The sequence below is a fragment of the Paenibacillus sp. Soil522 genome (assembly GCF_001428245.1).
Classification (GTDB): Bacteria; Bacillota; Bacilli; order Paenibacillales; family Paenibacillaceae; genus Pristimantibacillus.
Map to the genome: position 1 here is coordinate 44,869 of NZ_LMRV01000030.1, position 17,586 is coordinate 62,454.

Here is a 17,586-nt window from a genome sequence, read left to right on the forward strand (position 1 = left end):
TATTTATTAGGAGGGAAATACGAACAATGTCTGCATCCATCCATCAAGAAATTGTTTTCAAAGCGAGCCCCAGCCGCATTTATGAGATTCTTACCAGCGCCGAGCAATTCAGTGAAGCCACCGGAGGCGCTCCTGCCGAGATCAGCCCGGAGGTTGGCGGCTCATTCTCCTGTTTTGGAGGTCATATCGTCGGCCGCAACGTGGAACTGCTGCCAAACCAACGGATCGTACAAGCTTGGCGTCCTGCCCGGTGGCCGGATGGCGTATATTCCATCGTTAAGTTTGAGCTCCAGGAGCAAGGCTCGGAAACCCTATTGATCTTTGATCATACGGGTATACCCGAAGGTCAAAGCGAGCATCTGGAGCCAGGCTGGAAAGATAACTATTGGACTGCCCTGGAGAAATATTTGGATTAAGCTCCATTCAACCAGCGAGTGCTGGCTGAGAATCAAAGGCGCGCTGAAATGGCGCGCTTTGTTCATTTTTATGGGGAAAGCAAAGGAGGAAGCTTCGTTGTCGCAATACGAGATGGCATTTAACGAAATTGCCAGCCACTTAAACCTCACGGACCATGTAGTCAAAGGCAATATGTTCGGCGCAAAGTGTCTGAAAATAAACAAGAAAGCATTCGCAATGTTTTACCAAGAGGAAATGGTATTCAAGCTGCCTGCAGAAGAAAGCTTGATGTCACTGGAAGGCGTCCGCACGTTCGAGCCTATGCCAGGTCGTCCCATGAATGGATGGGTGCAAGTGCCTAATCGCCATTCCGGACAATGGGAAGAGCTTTCCGTAAAAGCCTTAAACTATGTGCGTCAGTTAAACTAAGCAGTGTCTGGAGTCAACGATAAATAACAGGATCCACTTAAAAAGGACACCAATTATGAGGCCGGTGTCCTTGCCCTTAGTTGCTTTTTTCAATTACACTAAGCTTTCCGTTCGGTTCCATAAAAGCTTGTTCAATCTGTTCAAAGCCAGTTAGGCCTTTAACACGCAATTCCTGATCTAAATTGTTTTTCGTAATTCTCGCTCTACGCAGCCCGTTCATCAGAATTTTTCCGTTTTCGATCAGCTTGATTGGGCTGCCGCTCACTAATTTTTCTATAAATTTGCTCTTCATGGCAAGCACGCTGACTAGTAATTGCATCAACACCAGTCCGGCAATGGCTGCAATTAGAATGAAAAGATTTAGTTCGGGATCAGCTAATCCGTCACCAATTATCGCTCCAATCGCTATCACGATAACCAGATCAAAATCCGTTAGTCTCCCCACCGCTTGGCTTCCCATGATCCGAAAAGCTACTAATCCAACCACGAACAACCCAATTGCTCTAAGAACCGGGATTACATAATCCATACCATTGGCCTAATGTTCTACCAAGCTCTGTATGGGCACCTCAAGTTCTTGCTCCGAATCATGGAGGGGATATATTCTCGCTGTTTCTTTATCATGATCGACATGCTGAATATAGATAGCGTTTCCTTCGTATGTTACATGAGCCATTACCGGTGATTCTGCGATTTCTTGTGCTCTTAGTTTGTTCATGTCATATCCTCCCTTGTTTATTCAAACCGTATTCTACACATTTTTCATGAAAATATTCCTCTGGCTAAAAACAAAAAAAGCAATCATCACAGTATAATACCTGCAGCGATTGCTTTAGAGTGAACGAGACCGCGGATGCACCGAAAGAATAAACTGTAAAAGCCTCTGTACACTCGGATGCGGCAGCTGTAAAAACTGTGCCTTATCCTCACAATGTACAACCAATTCCCCTTTTTCCATGACGGCTAAAGCATCGGAAATGGTGTATGCAGCCTTAATATCATGTGTGATAAACAGAAAAGACAGGCCGAATGTCGACTTTAAGTCTTTTAACAAGGTCAAAATATTGGCTTGAGTAACCATGTCCAAACTGCTAACCGCCTCGTCCAATACAAGCAGCTTCGGTTTTAAGGCAATCGCTCTCGCGATATTGATCCTTTGCAGCTGCCCTCCGCTAAATTGATGAGGGTACTTCCTCATATCTTCCGGGCTTAACCCGACTGTTTCCAGCAGCTCTCCTATCGATCGCTTTTGCTCGTTAGGGGACAGGCTCTCGTAGTTTTGCAGCGGCTCCCCGATAATTTGCTCAGCGGTCATTCGCGGATTTACGGAAGAATAGCAATCTTGAAACACGACTTGCAGATCGCGGCGAAGCCGTCTCCTGGTAGACGCATTTGTGTCATAGAGATCGATTCCTTGGAAAAGAATCTGCCCCTTCTGCGGTTTTTCCAAACCTAGGATCACCTTGCCAAGCGTGCTCTTCCCTGCCCCGCTCGTTCCGAGAAGCCCCAGGCACTGGCCATGTTCGATAGAGAGCGATACATCGTCAAGCACCGTTGCCCGCTTCGCCTGCCAGAACAGATTGGATGAGCCGTATCCATGAGTAACGTTTTTCACCTGCAGCAAACTCACTTGCTCACCCCCCGTTTCTTAAAAAATAGCATTAGCAGCAGGGCAGCCGCTCCAATGGCGATACAGTCGGAAAACCTTGCTCCCAGCTCGTGCGAGCTCAGCGGCAGCAGAATCAGAAGGATATGGCTGGTCGTATTAAATAATATCGCTACGAGGTAAATCTGTATTGCTTTTGGACAAAAGGGACGGTCCTGCAAAACCGACGTCGGCGATTCTATGGCATTCATGACATGACAAACTCCTTAGTCGGCTGGTTGATCTGTAACGCGGGTCTGGCATTGAGCAGTTTTTTCGTATACTCATGCTGAGGATGATCGAACAGCTGGTAGACATCCGCTTTTTCGACTATCCGGCCATGCTGCATAACGGCGACCTCGTCAGCCATTTCAGATATTACCCCTAAATCATGGGAAATCAATAAAATGGATGTGCCGTATTCCGAACGTATGCGCTTCAGCTGCCGTAGTACCTGCAATTGGTTGGTCACATCCAGAGCGGTGGTCGGCTCATCCGCAATAATGACGGATGGTCGAAGGCATATGGTAATGGCTATCATAACCCGCTGCAGCATCCCCCCGCTCAGCTGAAACGGATACTGCTTCATGAGCCCTGCGGGATCAGGCAAATTCACATCTTGCAAAGAGGTAACCGCCAGCTCGAACGCTTGTTTTTTGGTGAGTGAGGTATGCGTACGGATCGTTTCGATGAATTGATCGCCGATCTTAATCACGGGAGTGAAGGCATTCATCGGGTTTTGCATAATGAGGGCGATTTCTTTCCCGCGAATGCTCCGCATCGTATCCGCTCTCAGCCCGTTCAGCTCACGGCCGTTTAATCGTATGCTGCCTTCCACGCTGGTTGTTTTGCGGTCCAGAAGCTGCAGCAGGGACAGACTGGTAATCGTTTTTCCGCTGCCGCTTTCTCCGACAAGCCCGAGCACGCGACCGGGTTTCAGCTCAAAATGGATATCTTGAACCAGAGGAACCGTTCCCTGAGCCGTATTTACCGTTACATGCAGGCCGCTCACCTGCAAAACATTTCGTGGATCTATAACCAATGGCCTCATTCCTTTTCAAAAACGTCGTTTTACGCCAAACCGGTCCGACAAAGCTTCACCTAATACATTAAATGTAATGACAACGATAAGAATCATGATTCCCGGATACAGCATTAATTCGGGATTGCTTCGTATATATGATTTCCCTTCGTGGATCATGGAGCCCCACTCCGGCGATGGCGGCTGAATGCCGAGTCCAAGAAACGACATGGCGGCGATGTCCATGATCGCCCAACCTATTTCCAGCGTTCCCATCACGATGATTGGAGGAAGCACATTTGGGATCAAATGACGTCTGATGATCGTCCATTGCGATGATCCGCTTATTCTGGCGGCGATAATAAAATTCCGTTCCTTCAAGCTGAGAACCATGCCGCGGAACATACGAGCATAATACACCCACTGCACCAGCACCATGGCCAAAACGACCTGTGGGAGTCCGGGTCCGAATATGCCGACAAGCCCTAGAATAAGCACAAGAGACGGAAATGCCATCACCCCTTCGCAGAAACGCATCAGCACAAGGTCAATTATACCGCCTTTGTATCCGGAAAAAGTACCGATCAGTAAGCCGATCAATAATGAGGATATGAATATCAATGACGCAAAGCCTAAAGAAACTTGGGCACCGTGTAAAAGGCGAGACAGATTGCACCGTCCCAAATGGTCGGTTCCGAGCGGATATTCCCACGTTGGAGACTGCAGCTTGAGCGCCAAATTCACTTCAACCGGATCGTGCGGAGAAATCCACGGAGCCAAAATGGTAAGTGAAAAAAGAACGAATAAAATGACCGAGCATACCGCTGCGGTCTTCTGACTTTTAAGGCCGGTCCGTATACTCGCGATCAATGGTCGGTTCTTCCTTTCCAGGAAATTCGGGGATCCAAATACATTTGCAAGAGATCCACGATCAGGTTGCATACGATAAACAGACAAGCGGCGAGGAACACATAGCTTTGGATGACCGGTATATCCCGGTTAAAGATCGCTTCGATAAAGTAACGTCCAAAGCCCGGCCAAGAAAAGACTTCCTCCACAATGATCGTCCCCGCAAGCAATTTGCCCATATTCATGCCGAGACCGGTAAGCATCGGTGAAATCGCGATTTTCAGCACATGCTTGCTCATAAGCAGCTTCTCTTTAATGCCTCTCGTCCTGGCGTATAACACATACGGCTCCTGCAATTGTTCCAGAACGCTGGTGCGCAGTAACCGGGAATAAATGGCGATCAGCCCCAAAGCGAGAGTAATCGACGGAAGGACGAGATGCGCGAACGAGCCTCTTCCTTGCACAGGAAACAGATCGAGCTTAACGGAAAAGAAAAATATCAATAAATATCCGAGCCAAAACTGCGGGATGGAAGCGCCAAAATAAGCAATCAGCCGGCTCAGATGATCGAACACGCTATTTTTGTATACCGCCGCCAAAAAACCAATCGGCACGCTAATAAGTACGGCCAGACAAATGCTGCTGAAGGCGAGCTGGATCGTTGCCGGCATCCGGAGAACGACTTCCTGCCAAACCGGTTCATTAGAAACATAAGATGTGCCGAAATCAAGTCGGCACATCTTCATGAGGGTTTGGGCATATTGAACAAGCAGCGGCTGGTCTAAGCCGAATTCATGTCTTTTCTGAGCGAGCAGTTCGTCGGTCGGTTGGATATGCGCCGCTGTCAAATAGGCTTCGGCGGGGTCGACCGGCGAGACATGGATCAGTAAAAACGTGAGAAGCGTGGCAAAGAGAAAAATAGGTATGATGGCGAGAAGCCGTTTCCCAATATAGCTGCCCATGTTAAGCCTCCCTGCGGTTTACTGTGCGATGTCGATACTGGAGAATGGATTCTCGTCCCGATTCGCCGGAAATTCAAAGCCGCTTATGTTTTTGTTATAAACAACCGTCTTCTTAATATAAGAGATCGGCAGCAGCGCTGCCTGCTCGTGTAATGTCGTCTGGATGGCACCGTACAGCTCCTCGCGCTTTTTCTCGTCCGTAGAGAGAAGAGCTTCCTGCACCTGCTGATCCAGCTCTTGCTTCATCGGCAGCTTCGACAGCGCATCCGAAATACCAAAGCCTTTCTCGGCAACGATGTGAATGAACGAGTGCGGATCATACGGCGCGCCGTAGTTGCTAAAGAAGTACAAATCAAAGTCGTTTGCACGGAACCGTTTCACTTGTTCAGTGAGCTCAAGACCGGTAATATTCAACTTAACGCCGATCGCTGCCCATTCGGCTTGCAGCGTTTCCGCCATCGGTTTTTGAATTTGTTCCGCCTTTTCATAGATCAATTCCAGTTCCAGTTGCTTGCCGTCCTTTTCACGAACCGTCTTACTGTCCGGCAGCTTCCAGCCCGCCTCATCCAAGTAAGCTTTCGCTTTTTCTACGTCGTATAGGGCCGGTGTTACGCTAGTTTGGGCATACGGAAAGTTTTGAGACAAAAGGCTGTCTGCCATCTCTTCCAAGCCTGAGGTAACGCCTTCAACCATCGCCTGTTTGTTAAAACCATGCTGCAGAGCCTGACGCACCTTCAGATCCGCAAGCGCTTCGTTTGTCGTATTCAATACCAATTGTCTAGTTGCGATAGGCTCAGAAAGACTGGTTTCATATTCTCCGGATGCTTCCAGCTGCTTATATGCATCCATGCTGATGATGCCTTCTCCGTAGATTAAGTCCAGCTCCCCTTTCTCAAAGGCGAGCACGCGCGTCTCTCCGTCCGGAATAATTTTGATCACGATTTTATCGACTTTCGGTTGTTCTCCCCAGTAATTCGGATTACGGGCAAACTCCGCGTATTCGTCTGTTTTGTAGTCCGTCAGCATCCATGGTCCGGTCCCTACCGGCTGCTTCACGCCTTTGGACGTATCGCCGTCATCCGGGAATCCGGCTTCGCCGAGAAATCGCACCGGACGAATGACCGACAGCTCCTGCAAGGTCGGGTAATAAGGCTGTTTCAATGTTAATTTAAACGTAAACTCGTCAACGGCTTCGGTCTTGTCGAGAACACCGATAAAACCAAGCCAGCTATGATTTTCGACGTTTTTCATAACGGCATCGAAGTTCTTTTTGGCAACCTCAGCGTTAAAAGACGTTCCGTCCGAAAACTTTATATTTTGGCGGAGCTTAAAGGTATATTCTTTACCGTCCTCCGATATGGTCCACGCTTCGGCCAAATGAGGCTCAAGCTTGCCTCCGTCTTTATAGCTGACAAGCGGCTCGTAAATCATCGATTGCGCTATCAATTGAGAAGGATTGTAAACATGCGGGTTCATCGTCCCGATATCTCTTGGCCACGATACAGTGACTGTTTTCTCAGCCGTACCCGCTTCTGTTCCGGAATTCTCTTCCGTATTCTTTGTTGAACAACCTACAATTGCAGTGGTTAGTATAAGCAGCATTAGAAGCAGTGTCTTAACTCTTGATGTAAACATTTAAATAGATTTCCCCTCTCGACCCTAAAAGTGATAATGATTATCACTATCTTTTAGAAGGATACATAAAAAGTTTCCTCCTGTCAACTAAAAAAGTACCGCTTAAGCTCTTTCTGATTGAGCTCTGCGGGAAGAGCTCAAGAAAAATTTTTTCCGGTACATAACGAAGAGAAGGAGAAAGTGACCATCGAACAAAATATATTATATGTTGGTTGTATTGGACATAGAGAATGTTTTATAAAAAAAGAAAGCGCTTTCCTTTACAGAAAAAATGAGCTTGGGATTGGAAGATGTAGGCAGACTACTCTTCTTCCAATAGGTTAAAAAATGTACGGAGGCATTAATGGAGAAAGTATACCGTTCCGCATTAATCAGCATAAACAGAAATAGTCTGGTTTACGACGATGGATTTAAAAGGAGCGATTCCGATGAATAAAATTAAAGTGGGTGTTATTGGAAACGGTTTTATCGGCCCGACGCACATCGAAGCCATTCGACGGCTCGGATTTGTTGAGGTCGAAGCCATAGCCGAGAGAACCCGGGAAAGTGCCGAGAAGAAAGCCTCAGCCTTGCATGTACCGAAATTTTACGGGGATTACAAAGAGATGCTGGACAATCCAGCCATTCAAGCCATTCATAATTGCACGCCTAATCATACTCATTTTCAAATCAATAAGGATATCATCTTAGCCGGCAAGCATGTCTTATCCGAGAAGCCTCTAGCCATGAACAGCGAAGAATCGGCGGAATTGTTGAAGCTTGCGAAGGAATGCGGAATCGTTCACGGGGTTAACTTTAACTACCGGCAATTTCCTATCGTAAAGCAGCTGGCCAGCCTGATCCGGAAAGATGAATTCGGTATCATAAGTCTCGTTCATGGAAGCTACCTGCAGGACTGGCTGCTGTACGATACAGACTACAGCTGGCGGCTGGATTCCAAGATGGGAGGCAAGACGCGTGCGGTTACCGATATCGGGTCCCACTGGTGCGATACGGTTCAATACGTAACCGGAAAAATAATTTCCGAAGTATTCGCCGACCTGACAACGACCTTCCCGGTCAGAAAAAAAGCGCCCCGAACGACCGCCACGTTTGGAGCTGATGATAACAGCATTCAGGCGTATGAGCATCTACCCGTCGATACCGAGGATTTTGCGACGGTGCTTATACGGTTCGATGACGGAACGAAAGGCGTCTTTACGGTTTCCCAAGTGAGCGCCGGCCGCAAAAACCGTCTCAGCTTCGAGCTGAACGGCAGCAAGCAATCCGCCTTTTGGAATCAAGAGGAGCCGGAGAAGCTCTGGATCGGACATCGGGACAGAGCAAACGAAATTTTGCTCGCGGACCCGTGTTTGTTCACGGATGAAGTGCGCGGATGCATTCATCATCCCGGAGGTCATAACGAAGGTTGGCCGGACGCACTAAAAAATATGATGCTGAACTTCTATTCATTCATACGCGACGGCAAGGATCCGAACAAGGACCAAGCACCGTTTGCTACGTTCGAAGATGGGCACCGGTCGATGCGCATCATCGATGCGATATGGGAAAGCCACGTCACGAACAAATGGGTAAAAGTAGAAGCGTTCTCATCCTAATCCTACCGTTTAACTTTTATGCAGAAATCCGTTGCCCTCATGAATCGTTTAGCAAGCTCTCTGCTGCTCAAAATAGGTTCTGTCATCTGCACTCGTTGTCCTTATTAGGAATATGATTTTTAGAATAGAAATCAACGCGTGTTATGAGCTATAGGAGGACTGAACTTTCATGAGATTTAACCAAACCCCTTATTCCAGACTTGTTCGGCAAAATTCGAGCCAAACTTATAAATTCATGAAGAAACTTCGCTACAAAAAGAATGAAAGCGTACATTTTATTTTAGTCCATGACGCTCCCCCCAATAAACGAAGCTATAATTCCTATTCAAATCGTTTAAACCTTAAACAGACGTTCCTCTTGCATAAACCTTTGAAACGTTTGGAAAAACGGATACCTCAATCCAAGCTTTATGCGTATAACAACCAATCCGAATCCGTCCATTTGCTCACCCAAAACGCGAACGGGTATGCCGTTTTTATGGGTATTAATTATGGCGGGACAAAGGATAGCGATATTAAAGAAGTCAGAGCGCAGTTTATCGATGTGGATCTTAACAAAATTTCGGAACGTTTTAATACATTAGAAGAAGTATGGCAGAAAATTAAAGCGCTGCGAGCCAATCCCTCAGAGCAGTATCAATTACTTACCGTCAAAAAGAATAAACGAGGTGAATACTTATTTTCAGCCCATCGACCGAAAAGGCAAATCCAAAAATTGAAAAAAAAATTTCTCTTCAAGCATTGGAGACAAATCAGGGATGCCATGATCGTCGAAACGAACAACGGATATCACATTTATTGGATCATAACAAGGGGAGCAATAAATAAATTCGTTCCTATTCAAAAAGCATTAGTTAGGAAATTTAATGCTGACCCTGCCGTTACAAATCTAGCGAGAGTAATGCGCGTACCCGGTTTCTTTCATATGAAAAATCCTAATAGCCCCTTTATGGTCCGTGTCATCCGATGGGGAAGAAAGAAGCCATTTTCGCAAGATGAGCTTGTTGATGGACTTTCATTAAGACCCTGACTGTGAAAATGCAGGGCTCATCCAGGAGTGAACGAAAACCCGACCTCACATGGTCGGGTTTTATATTGTGAAAGTCTAACTATTAGCCGTCTGATCTCCGGACGGTTTTCATGTGATAGATGATCCCGAACTTAGCGTTTCTGTTCATTCTGGCATTTCGTTTTAAATACGCCACCATCGTGCTCATCCTTAAACGGTTTCCTCCCTTAAGCAGAACGGTAGTGCCCGGTTTCATGTCTTTTGCCAGCTCCCTTTGAAGCTGTTGCTTGCCCTCGAAGCTCCTTAGCTTCGCGGCGGGAAACCCGCCTTTTCTAGCGCCGATTGCAATCTGCCGAGCGAGGCCTCCCAACGTATATATTCGGCTGATTCTTCTACCCGCAGCATACCTTCCGACCTCTTGATGGCCTTTAGCCGCATATTGACCAAGCTCAAACATAGAACCGAGTACAGCAATGTTCGTTTGCTTCCCAATGACCGATAAAACATCAAGCGCAGCTTTAGCCGCATCTGGATTCGCATTATAAGAATCATCGATTACCTTTATGCTGCTTCCCAAATGATGAACATGTAATCGGCTCTTTGGTCTTATATACGATTTGAGCCCTTGCTGCATTTCCTGCGGCGAAAACCCCAAACGATGAGAAACTGCAATGGCAAACAATGCGTTGTAAATATTATGCTCCCCGAAGGCAGGGATATAAAAAGAATGCTTAGTTCCGCCCAATCTCGCCCGGAATCTCATTCCATTGTTCACAAACCGGATATCAGATGCTCGATAATCCGCATCTTTCCTTATGCCTACTTTAATGATTTTTCCTTTGAATCCCTTTGTTTGGAGTAATTCGGAATGAGCATCGTCTGCGTTCAGAACGATCATGCCGGTTGGTTTCATGTAACGGATTAACTCTGATTTTGCCATGGCTACCCCTTTAATGCTGCCGCCAAAGTTGCCTACGTGAGCCCTTCCTACATTTGTAATAACCCCAATGCTCGGTTGTAAATATAGACAGTGTTTTTTAATATTTCCATGAAACTGCATGCCAAACTCCAAGACTGCAGCAAGGTGGGAAGAGCGGAGCTGCCTCGCATGCCTTTTCGTGACGCTAGGAGCATTTAGATTGTCAGGAGATTTGAATATTTTCCAACGCCTTTTCAATACTGCTGCAATCATTTCTTTGGTAGTCGTCTTGCCAGCGCTTCCGGTAACCGCTATGACAGCCCTGCGTTGTCTGGTTGCTTGAGTCAAAACACTGCCTCCTCAAATTACAAATATGAGCTTCCTTTGGGCAATAACCGTATCTTATTTTATGTTGGGTGAACATCGGAGGGTTTGGATGTTTGCCTAAAGCGTAACGATTCTTTCCGGAGATGCCATGAGATTAGCGGAAATAAAAAATCCACAACCTCACGCGGTTGTGGATTTACATGGTTGAGGCGACGTGTGGTATGTTAAATCCACAATGCGCCGCGCCATTTATTAAGGGGCAATAATCTTTATTGATCTTTCGTTGTTATCAAATTGATCGGCAGCATTTTGAGCCCTAATAAGTAAATAATATGTTTTCCTCGATGTTAAACCTTCTACTTGATCCTCGTAAGGGTAACGTTTGATTCGATCTCCTAAACCAGCATAGTTTGAGGGAAGACCCAAACGCAGTGGAATGATCTGTGTCCCTTGATTTTTCAAATCTTGTTTAAAATCAAAATCTTGACCTTCTTTTATATAAAGCGTGTAAGAAATTGGACGAGCCTGAGAATGCGCTACATCCCACTGGACAAAGACATTTTTTCCTCGGATATTTGTATTCTGAATTCCTTCCCTCGATTTAATATAAGGTTTTCCGAACGGAGGTGTCTCTGTACTTCCCCAAGTTGGCGGCTTTGATATACCATCTTGATGATCAATGGCATAAGTATCAATTGCAGCAACCTGAGCATTGGATATGTAATGAACCATTCCTAAATCATTAGCTTCTTGGACATCAGTAGTTAGTATATTTGATGCTTCATTTTGTTCCCCATCCAGTGCTTTCTTCATCAAGTCACCGTTTGGTCCTTCCGCATAACCCAGACTAAGAACGCGAAATCCATCAACACGATCCGCTTCGGCTAATACCTTTTGTGCATAATTATACTTATTATCATTGAATGTAGCTTCGTTAAACCACTGAGTTGAACTGCTATCCAGCCGGTAGCTTTCAAATAAAACAAAATCAACTAATCCCCGTAATGTGAACGCATAGGCTGGCAAATCAGGATTGTAGAAAAAGAGCCCACGATTTGCCAACAGAAACTGATTCGGATAAGCTTGTCGAATGTTCTCAATTAGTTGCTTCATCCCTGGCTCAACCCACTCAAATTGACCTTGATTAGAACTAGATGCATTGGTAAAAGAGTTTGGTGCCGCAGTATCCAAGGTATCTAAAAACAACCCGTCACAGCCATACCCTTGGCTAGAATCACCCGACAAAAGTTCATTAATTCCCGATACCTTATCCGTTTGAAGTTTCATATCAAGTAACGCTTTAAACCATTCAGGATGACCCGGATTTACAAAAGCAGCCTTGAAATTTGTATTAAAATCAGGGGTTCCTGCTTTCCCGATCGTACCGAAAGTCACGAAATTATCGTTCAGATAAAATGGAGCAAATCCTCCATTTGTCGGCTTACCTTTCAGATCGAGATTTTTTGGAATGTCGCTACCTTTGGGGAATGGGGCCCCTACTCGAGGATCAGTGGATGGGCCGGATCCGTCAAGCACAAATCTCGGATCCTTTTTCATGTCTTCTACGCTCATACCCGCTGTCCGAAGATCTTCTCCTATCGAAACATAACCTAAGACGAGAACATCATCAGAAGCATCATGTGGATCCTTTCCTGCACGAATCTCGGCTATTTGCTTAGGTAAAATGCCGCTACGTGTGTCTAAAATGACCAATTGATACTTCTGTCTTGCTTGATCGATTAATGAATCTGTCCATGTACCATAGTAAATTAAATAATTTTGAATGTGGTTACGAATGGCTTCGCGCGGTTCAAAGTGTAATCGATTAAGATCAAAACTGGTTGTATGCCCGTCTTTATCGGTGGTTGTTAATCGGAGCTCCACAGAACGGTCTGCCTTTATCGCATCTTTTTCCTTATTCCATGAAACCGTAAACTCACTTTCCCCTTCTTTGCTTTCAAAAGAGGAGTTTCCTTCTAATGTGGCTATATGATAATCGCTTTCACCTTCCGGTTTAATAAATAAATCCACTAAAATATTTGTTGCCTTGCTAGAGGTGTAAGTAAAGGTTAAAGAAATTTGAGAGGCATCAACACGGGTTGGAGGCCACAGCTCTAATTTTGCCTCCGTTGAACTCTCGCTAGTTACGTCGGTGGATTGAGTTTGCTCACAACCATTAAGTACTATTAAAAAAACTACTATTACTGCAAATGTAATGAAAGAGCCCAAAATCTTTATCGACTTACTTCTCATGCCCATCACTCCGTTATTCTCAATATCTTTTCCATAATAATCCTAATTCATCTAACTATATCATAATCGACAGTATTCGACGAGTCTTCTAATTTTTTCACTCGTTAGAGGAAAATTAGATATATTTGAAGAAAGTGTACATGAAAAAGGAGCCTGCCATCAGTGGCAAAGCTCCTTTTCGTTTGAAGTTTCATATCTCCGAGAAATCTATCTATCTTTAAATAATGCTCTTCTTCGTGAAAACCGTCGGCGACATTTCCTCCCCTGCCAGCTTATTTCCGCGCGTGACATATACCTCTTTGTCGAGGATGACGTGATCCAGACTGGAGTCCTCTTCGATCACGCATTTCTGCATCAGAATGCTGTTCCTAACGACCGCCCCTTTCCCGATTCGGACTCCCCGGAACAAAATGCTGTTTTCCACGGTCCCCTCAATGATACAGCCGTTAGCCACCTGCGAATTCGTTACGTTAGCACTGCTTGCATATCTGGTTGGCGGCTCGTCCTTGATTTTGGTGTAAATTAATCCAGGCTGGTAGAAGAGAGATTTCCATACATCGGGGTTTAATAGCTCTTTGCTGTATTTATAATAGTTTTGGACGGAATTGATGATGGCCAAATATCCTTTGTATTCGTAGCCGTACACCTTCAAAACGTTCAGATTACGAATAATGACATGCCGCACCAGATCATAGTAATTTTGATGCACGCTTTTTTTGACCAAATCAATGAGCAGTTCCTTCTTGATAATGATCATTCGCATGTACACCTTGTTGCTTTTTTTCGTCTGCTGATTCTCTTTCATCCGTACGACCCGTCCATCCTCAGCAAAATCAAGCGTAATCAGGTTAGAGAAATCCTCGCTGTCATCGTCCATTTCCTTATAGATAACGGTGATATCAGCGTTCGTCCTTTGGTGGTTCTCTATCGCTTCGGTGTAGTTGATATTACAGATCATGTGGCTGCTTGAAACGACTACGAATTCTTCACTGCTGCGGTCAAAATATTCGAGAGAGCCGTAAAAATTTTGCAAATCGCCGTTAAAACCCGGGGCATGGCTATTGTTGGGAGGCAAAATGAACAGTCCCCGGTGTTTTCTATCCAAGTCCCATTCTTTTCCCGAGCCCAAATGATCTATGATGGAACGGTAACTGTTGTGGGCGAGTACCGCCACATTGTTAATCCCTGAATTCACCATATTGGATAACACAAAGTCAATTAAGCGGTACCTGCCGCCGAAGGGAACCGTTGCAGTTGCCCGTGAATACGTCAGCTCATGCAAGAGCGGCTGGTTGATGCTAAGATTGATGACACCTAACACATTATTCATCGCAATCACTCCTATATCAATTGAGAAGAAATGACCATGTTCTCACCGATTAAAGTGATTTCCGCCGATTCATCCGGGCTTCCGACAGACGCTCCGTCTTGGATGACCGTACCCGAGCCGATTATCGCTTTATGGATCGTAACGTTCTCCCCGATTTGGGCGTATGGCATGATGACCGAGTCTTTAATCACGCTGCCTTCACCGACATGAACACCGTAAAACAATACGGAATGGTCAACTTTCCCGAATACCATACATCCTTCATTCACTAGCGAACCTGTAACTTTACCGGTAGAGGCGATATGATGCGGCGGCTTGTGTGGGTTTTTCGCGTAAACACGCCATTTGGGGTCATGAAGCGTAAAAGGCGGGTCTTCCAAAAGCAGGTCCATATGCGCTTCCCACAGGCTTTCGACGGTTCCGACATCTTTCCAGTACTCGTTAAAACGGTAGGCAAAAATCGGATTACCGCTCTCCAGCATCGATGGAATAATGTCTTTACCGAAGTCATTGCTGGATGCGGGATCTTGAGCATCGGCAATCAGGTTCCTTTTTAATACGCTCCAGTTAAAAATGTAAACTCCCATAGAAGCAAGATTATTTTTCGGCTGCTTTGGTTTTTCTTCAAATTCAATTATCCGATCGTCATTGTCCACATCCATAATGCCGAATCGATTGGCTTCTTGTATCGGCACTTCTATAACCGCGATGGTGGCGTCGGCCTTTGTTTCCTTATGCTGCTCCAGCATGAGGGCGTAATTCATTTTGTAAATATGGTCGCCGGAAATAACCAACACATATTCGGGATCGTATTGCTCGAGATAATGAATATTCTGGTATATAGCATGTGCCGTTCCTTTATACCAACTGCCCCCTCTTTGTTCCATAAAAGGAGGCAGAACAGTGACCCCGCCGTTTTTACGGTCCAAATCCCATGAACTGCCGATTCCTATGTAGGAATTCAGTACCATCGGTTGGTACTGGGTCAGTACCCCAACCGTGTGAATACCTGAATTGCTGCAATTGCTCAAGGTAAAATCGATTATCCGGTATTTACCGCCGAAGGGCACAGCGGGCTTTGCCAGCTTTGTCGTCAGATGGCTTAGTCTTTTGCCTTCACCGCCTGCAAGCAGCATAGCTACACACTCTTGTTTCTGCATTCGGATCTCTCCCCTCTGTGAGAAATTTCTGCCATTTACTCGAAATAGATAGAATTTTCAGATAATTTAAGACATTCAACTCCCTTCTTCAAGATTTGGTAATGAAAGCGTATACATTGTTGTAGAAATTATAATACCTTGTTGGTGGCGGGAAGTCAATAATCGTTGATGAATATTGAAAATCTCTAGGCCGAAGGTATGATCAGAAATGGAATGGTGACCCGAATGATAGACACCTTAAAATAAAGTGTCAACCGTTCAGGTCACCATTTACCGCTTATTCCTTAACCGCACCCATTGTCATTCCGCTTACTATATACTTTTGGATCATGATCGAGAAGATTAATACCGGAAGACTGAAGCAAACTGCGGCAGCCGTCATCGGCCCTAAATCAAGGTTATACGCCCCTAAAAATTCAGAAAGCCTGCAGGCATCGTTTTCGCGTTTGTGCTGGTCATCATCAATCCCATCAGAAAATCGTTCCATGACAGCATATAGCTGAAGATTGCGGTCGTTGCCAAGCCGGGAAGCGAGATCGGGAGGATGATTTTCAAAAAAGCGCCCAGCCTGCTGCATCCGTCCACGCGGGCAGATTCATCCAGCTCCTTAGGCAATCCGTCGAAAAATCCGATCATCATCCAAATAACGAATGGAATATTAATGCTCGTATAAATGAGAACCAATGCCAATTTCGTATCGTATAAGCCTAATTTATTGATGATTCCATACATCGGAACAGCTACGCTGATCAAAGGCACCATACGCACGGTGAGCGTCAGCAGCAGAAACATATTGCCTAGCTTGGAAGAAAACCGGGAAAGGCCATATGCGGCAAGCGATCCGAGAAATACGCTTACCAATGTGCTGGCGATCGCGGTAAAAAAACTGTTACCGAAGTACTTGACCATCGGAAGCACATCGAACATCGTCCGAAAGCTTTCTACAGTAAACACCGTCGGGAACAAGGTCGGCGTAGTGGATACCACTTCCGTACCGGGCTTTAGAGATGTCATAACAAGGTATATGTAAGGGAATAAGAAGGCAAGTACAAACAATCCCGTTAACAGAAGGATCAGCATGGAGCTTACCGTTCGTTTTTGCTTCATCAACACAGTCATTATCGATAACCCCCTTGTGTCATACTGCTTTCTTGTTCGGATTCCATAACCGCAGCATGAAAACCCCACAAATCGATATTAAGATGATCATAAATAAAATAGAAAGCGCACTGGCATATCCTGCCTGATTATAGCGAGCCATCGTGTTGTAAATCATCGTGCTGAGAAGCGAAGAGGCGAAGTTCGGACCGCCTTGCGTCAGCACCCAAATAATATCAAAGGAACGGGCGGCGTCTATCATACGAATAAGGACGGCTACGACGATTACAGGCTTGAGGCTCGGCAATGTAATGTACCAGAAGCGCTGCATTCTGCTTGCTCCGTCGATATTCGCTGCTTCGTACAGGCTTACGGATATTCCTTGTATGCCTGCAAGCAGAACCAGCATCATGAACGGTGTTGTGAGCCAGATATCCGCGATCATACACGAAAGCAGCGCATATCTTTCGTCCGACAGCCACAGAATGCTCTGCGGGCTATCGATGAGACCCAGCTTGAAGAGAAAGGAGTTCAGAATACCGAATTGATCGTTAAGCATGAACTTCCAGATCAAACCGGCAACGAGCGGCGCAATCATAAGCGGGCTTAGAAACAATGTGCGCGCGATATTGCTGCCTTTGAATCCCGTACTTAACAGCAGCGCTAAAATCAAACCGATGATAAGCTCGATGGATACCGCTCCAATAACAAAAATGACCGTGTTGTACAACGACTTATAAAACCGCTCTGAGGTTAAAGCGTTTATATAGTTGTCCGCACCGACAAACTCCGTCCCTGTTTTGGAATCAAACAAGCTGTCTCTTACGAGCAGAAACATCGGATAAACGAAAAACAATATCATGAACCCGGCAGCTGGAGAAAAGAAAAGCAGCGCTGTTCGACGATCACTCTTGGTCATGGTGTCACATCCTCTTCATATCGATGGAAGAAGCGG

Annotated in this window: 18 protein-coding genes; 4 read left to right on the top strand and 14 right to left on the bottom strand. The window is 45.6% G+C overall.

Translation table 11 applies throughout. The features are described from left to right. Positions 1–26 precede the first annotated feature (26 nt). Positions 27–416, top strand: a complete 390-nt coding sequence (locus ASG81_RS07230; protein WP_056631175.1) for an SRPBCC family protein — start codon at positions 27–29, stop codon at positions 414–416. Positions 417–513: 97 nt separating this feature from the next. Continuing rightward, complete coding sequence (locus ASG81_RS07235; protein WP_056631178.1) at positions 514–825, top strand: MmcQ/YjbR family DNA-binding protein; 312 nt, start codon at positions 514–516, stop codon at positions 823–825. A 76-nt stretch (positions 826–901) separates the two neighbouring features. Here the strand turns inward: ASG81_RS07235 and ASG81_RS07240 are convergent, their stop codons facing one another. The 8 genes from ASG81_RS07240 to nikA all read right to left on the bottom strand — a co-directional run bounded on the left by ASG81_RS07240 (position 902) and on the right by nikA (position 6,937). After that, positions 902–1,354 (bottom strand): DUF421 domain-containing protein, encoded by a 453-nt coding sequence (locus tag ASG81_RS07240; RefSeq protein WP_081417186.1) that lies wholly within the window; start codon positions 1,352–1,354, stop codon positions 902–904. Between the two features lie 9 nt (positions 1,355–1,363). Continuing rightward, positions 1,364–1,543: an H-type small acid-soluble spore protein gene (locus ASG81_RS07245; RefSeq protein ID WP_056631184.1), complete on the bottom strand. Its 180-nt coding sequence runs from the start codon at positions 1,541–1,543 to the stop codon at positions 1,364–1,366. A 114-nt stretch (positions 1,544–1,657) separates the two neighbouring features. Further along, positions 1,658–2,455: a nickel import ATP-binding protein NikE gene (nikE, locus tag ASG81_RS07250; RefSeq protein ID WP_056631187.1), complete on the bottom strand. Its 798-nt coding sequence runs from the start codon at positions 2,453–2,455 to the stop codon at positions 1,658–1,660. Then, the gene (locus tag ASG81_RS07255; protein ID WP_056631190.1) at positions 2,452–2,682 is read right to left on the bottom strand and encodes a hypothetical protein; all 231 of its coding nucleotides are present in this window, start codon (positions 2,680–2,682) and stop codon (positions 2,452–2,454) included. The genes nikE and ASG81_RS07255 overlap by 4 nt, the downstream gene beginning before the upstream one ends. After that, positions 2,679–3,512, bottom strand: coding sequence for a nickel import ATP-binding protein NikD (gene nikD, locus ASG81_RS07260; protein ID WP_235548771.1), 834 nt, complete (start codon positions 3,510–3,512; stop codon positions 2,679–2,681). Before nikD ends, ASG81_RS07255 begins: the two co-directional genes overlap by 4 nt. 15 nt (positions 3,513–3,527) lie before the next feature. Then, positions 3,528–4,361 carry a nickel ABC transporter permease subunit NikC gene (nikC, locus tag ASG81_RS07265; RefSeq protein WP_056631195.1) on the bottom strand — a complete coding sequence of 278 codons (834 nt, stop codon included), beginning with the start codon at positions 4,359–4,361 and terminating at the stop codon, positions 3,528–3,530. Next, on the bottom strand, positions 4,358–5,302 hold the full coding sequence (gene nikB, locus ASG81_RS07270; protein ID WP_056631198.1) for a nickel ABC transporter permease subunit NikB: 945 nt from the start codon (positions 5,300–5,302) through the stop codon (positions 4,358–4,360). Before nikB ends, nikC begins: the two co-directional genes overlap by 4 nt. A gap of 18 nt (positions 5,303–5,320) precedes the next feature. Then, positions 5,321–6,937, bottom strand: a complete 1,617-nt coding sequence (gene nikA, locus ASG81_RS07275; protein ID WP_056631201.1) for a nickel ABC transporter substrate-binding protein — start codon at positions 6,935–6,937, stop codon at positions 5,321–5,323. Positions 6,938–7,365: 428 nt separating this feature from the next. Here nikA and ASG81_RS07280 point away from each other — a divergent pair, with 428 nt between their 5' ends. Together ASG81_RS07280 and ASG81_RS07285 are read left to right on the top strand one after the other, a co-directional pair. After that, complete coding sequence (locus ASG81_RS07280; RefSeq protein ID WP_056631204.1) at positions 7,366–8,535, top strand: Gfo/Idh/MocA family protein; 1,170 nt, start codon at positions 7,366–7,368, stop codon at positions 8,533–8,535. Between the two features lie 169 nt (positions 8,536–8,704). Beyond that, the gene (locus tag ASG81_RS07285) at positions 8,705–9,565 is read left to right on the top strand and encodes a DNA-primase RepB domain-containing protein (protein WP_056631207.1); all 861 of its coding nucleotides are present in this window, start codon (positions 8,705–8,707) and stop codon (positions 9,563–9,565) included. A gap of 82 nt (positions 9,566–9,647) precedes the next feature. Here ASG81_RS07285 and ASG81_RS07290 read toward each other — a convergent pair whose 3' ends face one another. The 6 genes from ASG81_RS07290 to ASG81_RS07315 all read right to left on the bottom strand — a co-directional run bounded on the left by ASG81_RS07290 (position 9,648) and on the right by ASG81_RS07315 (position 17,550). Next, positions 9,648–10,811, bottom strand: a complete 1,164-nt coding sequence (locus ASG81_RS07290; protein ID WP_235548772.1) for a UDP-N-acetylmuramoyl-tripeptide--D-alanyl-D-alanine ligase — start codon at positions 10,809–10,811, stop codon at positions 9,648–9,650. 231 nt (positions 10,812–11,042) lie between these two features. Continuing rightward, entirely contained in the window at positions 11,043–13,043 is a 2,001-nt protein-coding gene (locus ASG81_RS07295; protein ID WP_056631210.1) for a hypothetical protein, read from the bottom strand. Positions 13,044–13,260: 217 nt separating this feature from the next. Further along, the gene (gene glgD / locus ASG81_RS07300; RefSeq protein WP_056631213.1) at positions 13,261–14,373 is read right to left on the bottom strand and encodes a glucose-1-phosphate adenylyltransferase subunit GlgD; all 1,113 of its coding nucleotides are present in this window, start codon (positions 14,371–14,373) and stop codon (positions 13,261–13,263) included. Positions 14,374–14,384: 11 nt separating this feature from the next. After that, complete coding sequence (locus ASG81_RS07305; RefSeq protein WP_056631216.1) at positions 14,385–15,533, bottom strand: glucose-1-phosphate adenylyltransferase; 1,149 nt, start codon at positions 15,531–15,533, stop codon at positions 14,385–14,387. A 408-nt stretch (positions 15,534–15,941) separates the two neighbouring features. Then, positions 15,942–16,652, bottom strand: coding sequence for a carbohydrate ABC transporter permease (locus tag ASG81_RS07310; protein ID WP_235548773.1), 711 nt, complete (start codon positions 16,650–16,652; stop codon positions 15,942–15,944). 19 nt (positions 16,653–16,671) lie between these two features. After that, complete coding sequence (locus ASG81_RS07315) at positions 16,672–17,550, bottom strand: carbohydrate ABC transporter permease (protein ID WP_056631219.1); 879 nt, start codon at positions 17,548–17,550, stop codon at positions 16,672–16,674. Positions 17,551–17,586: the final 36 nt, after the last annotated feature.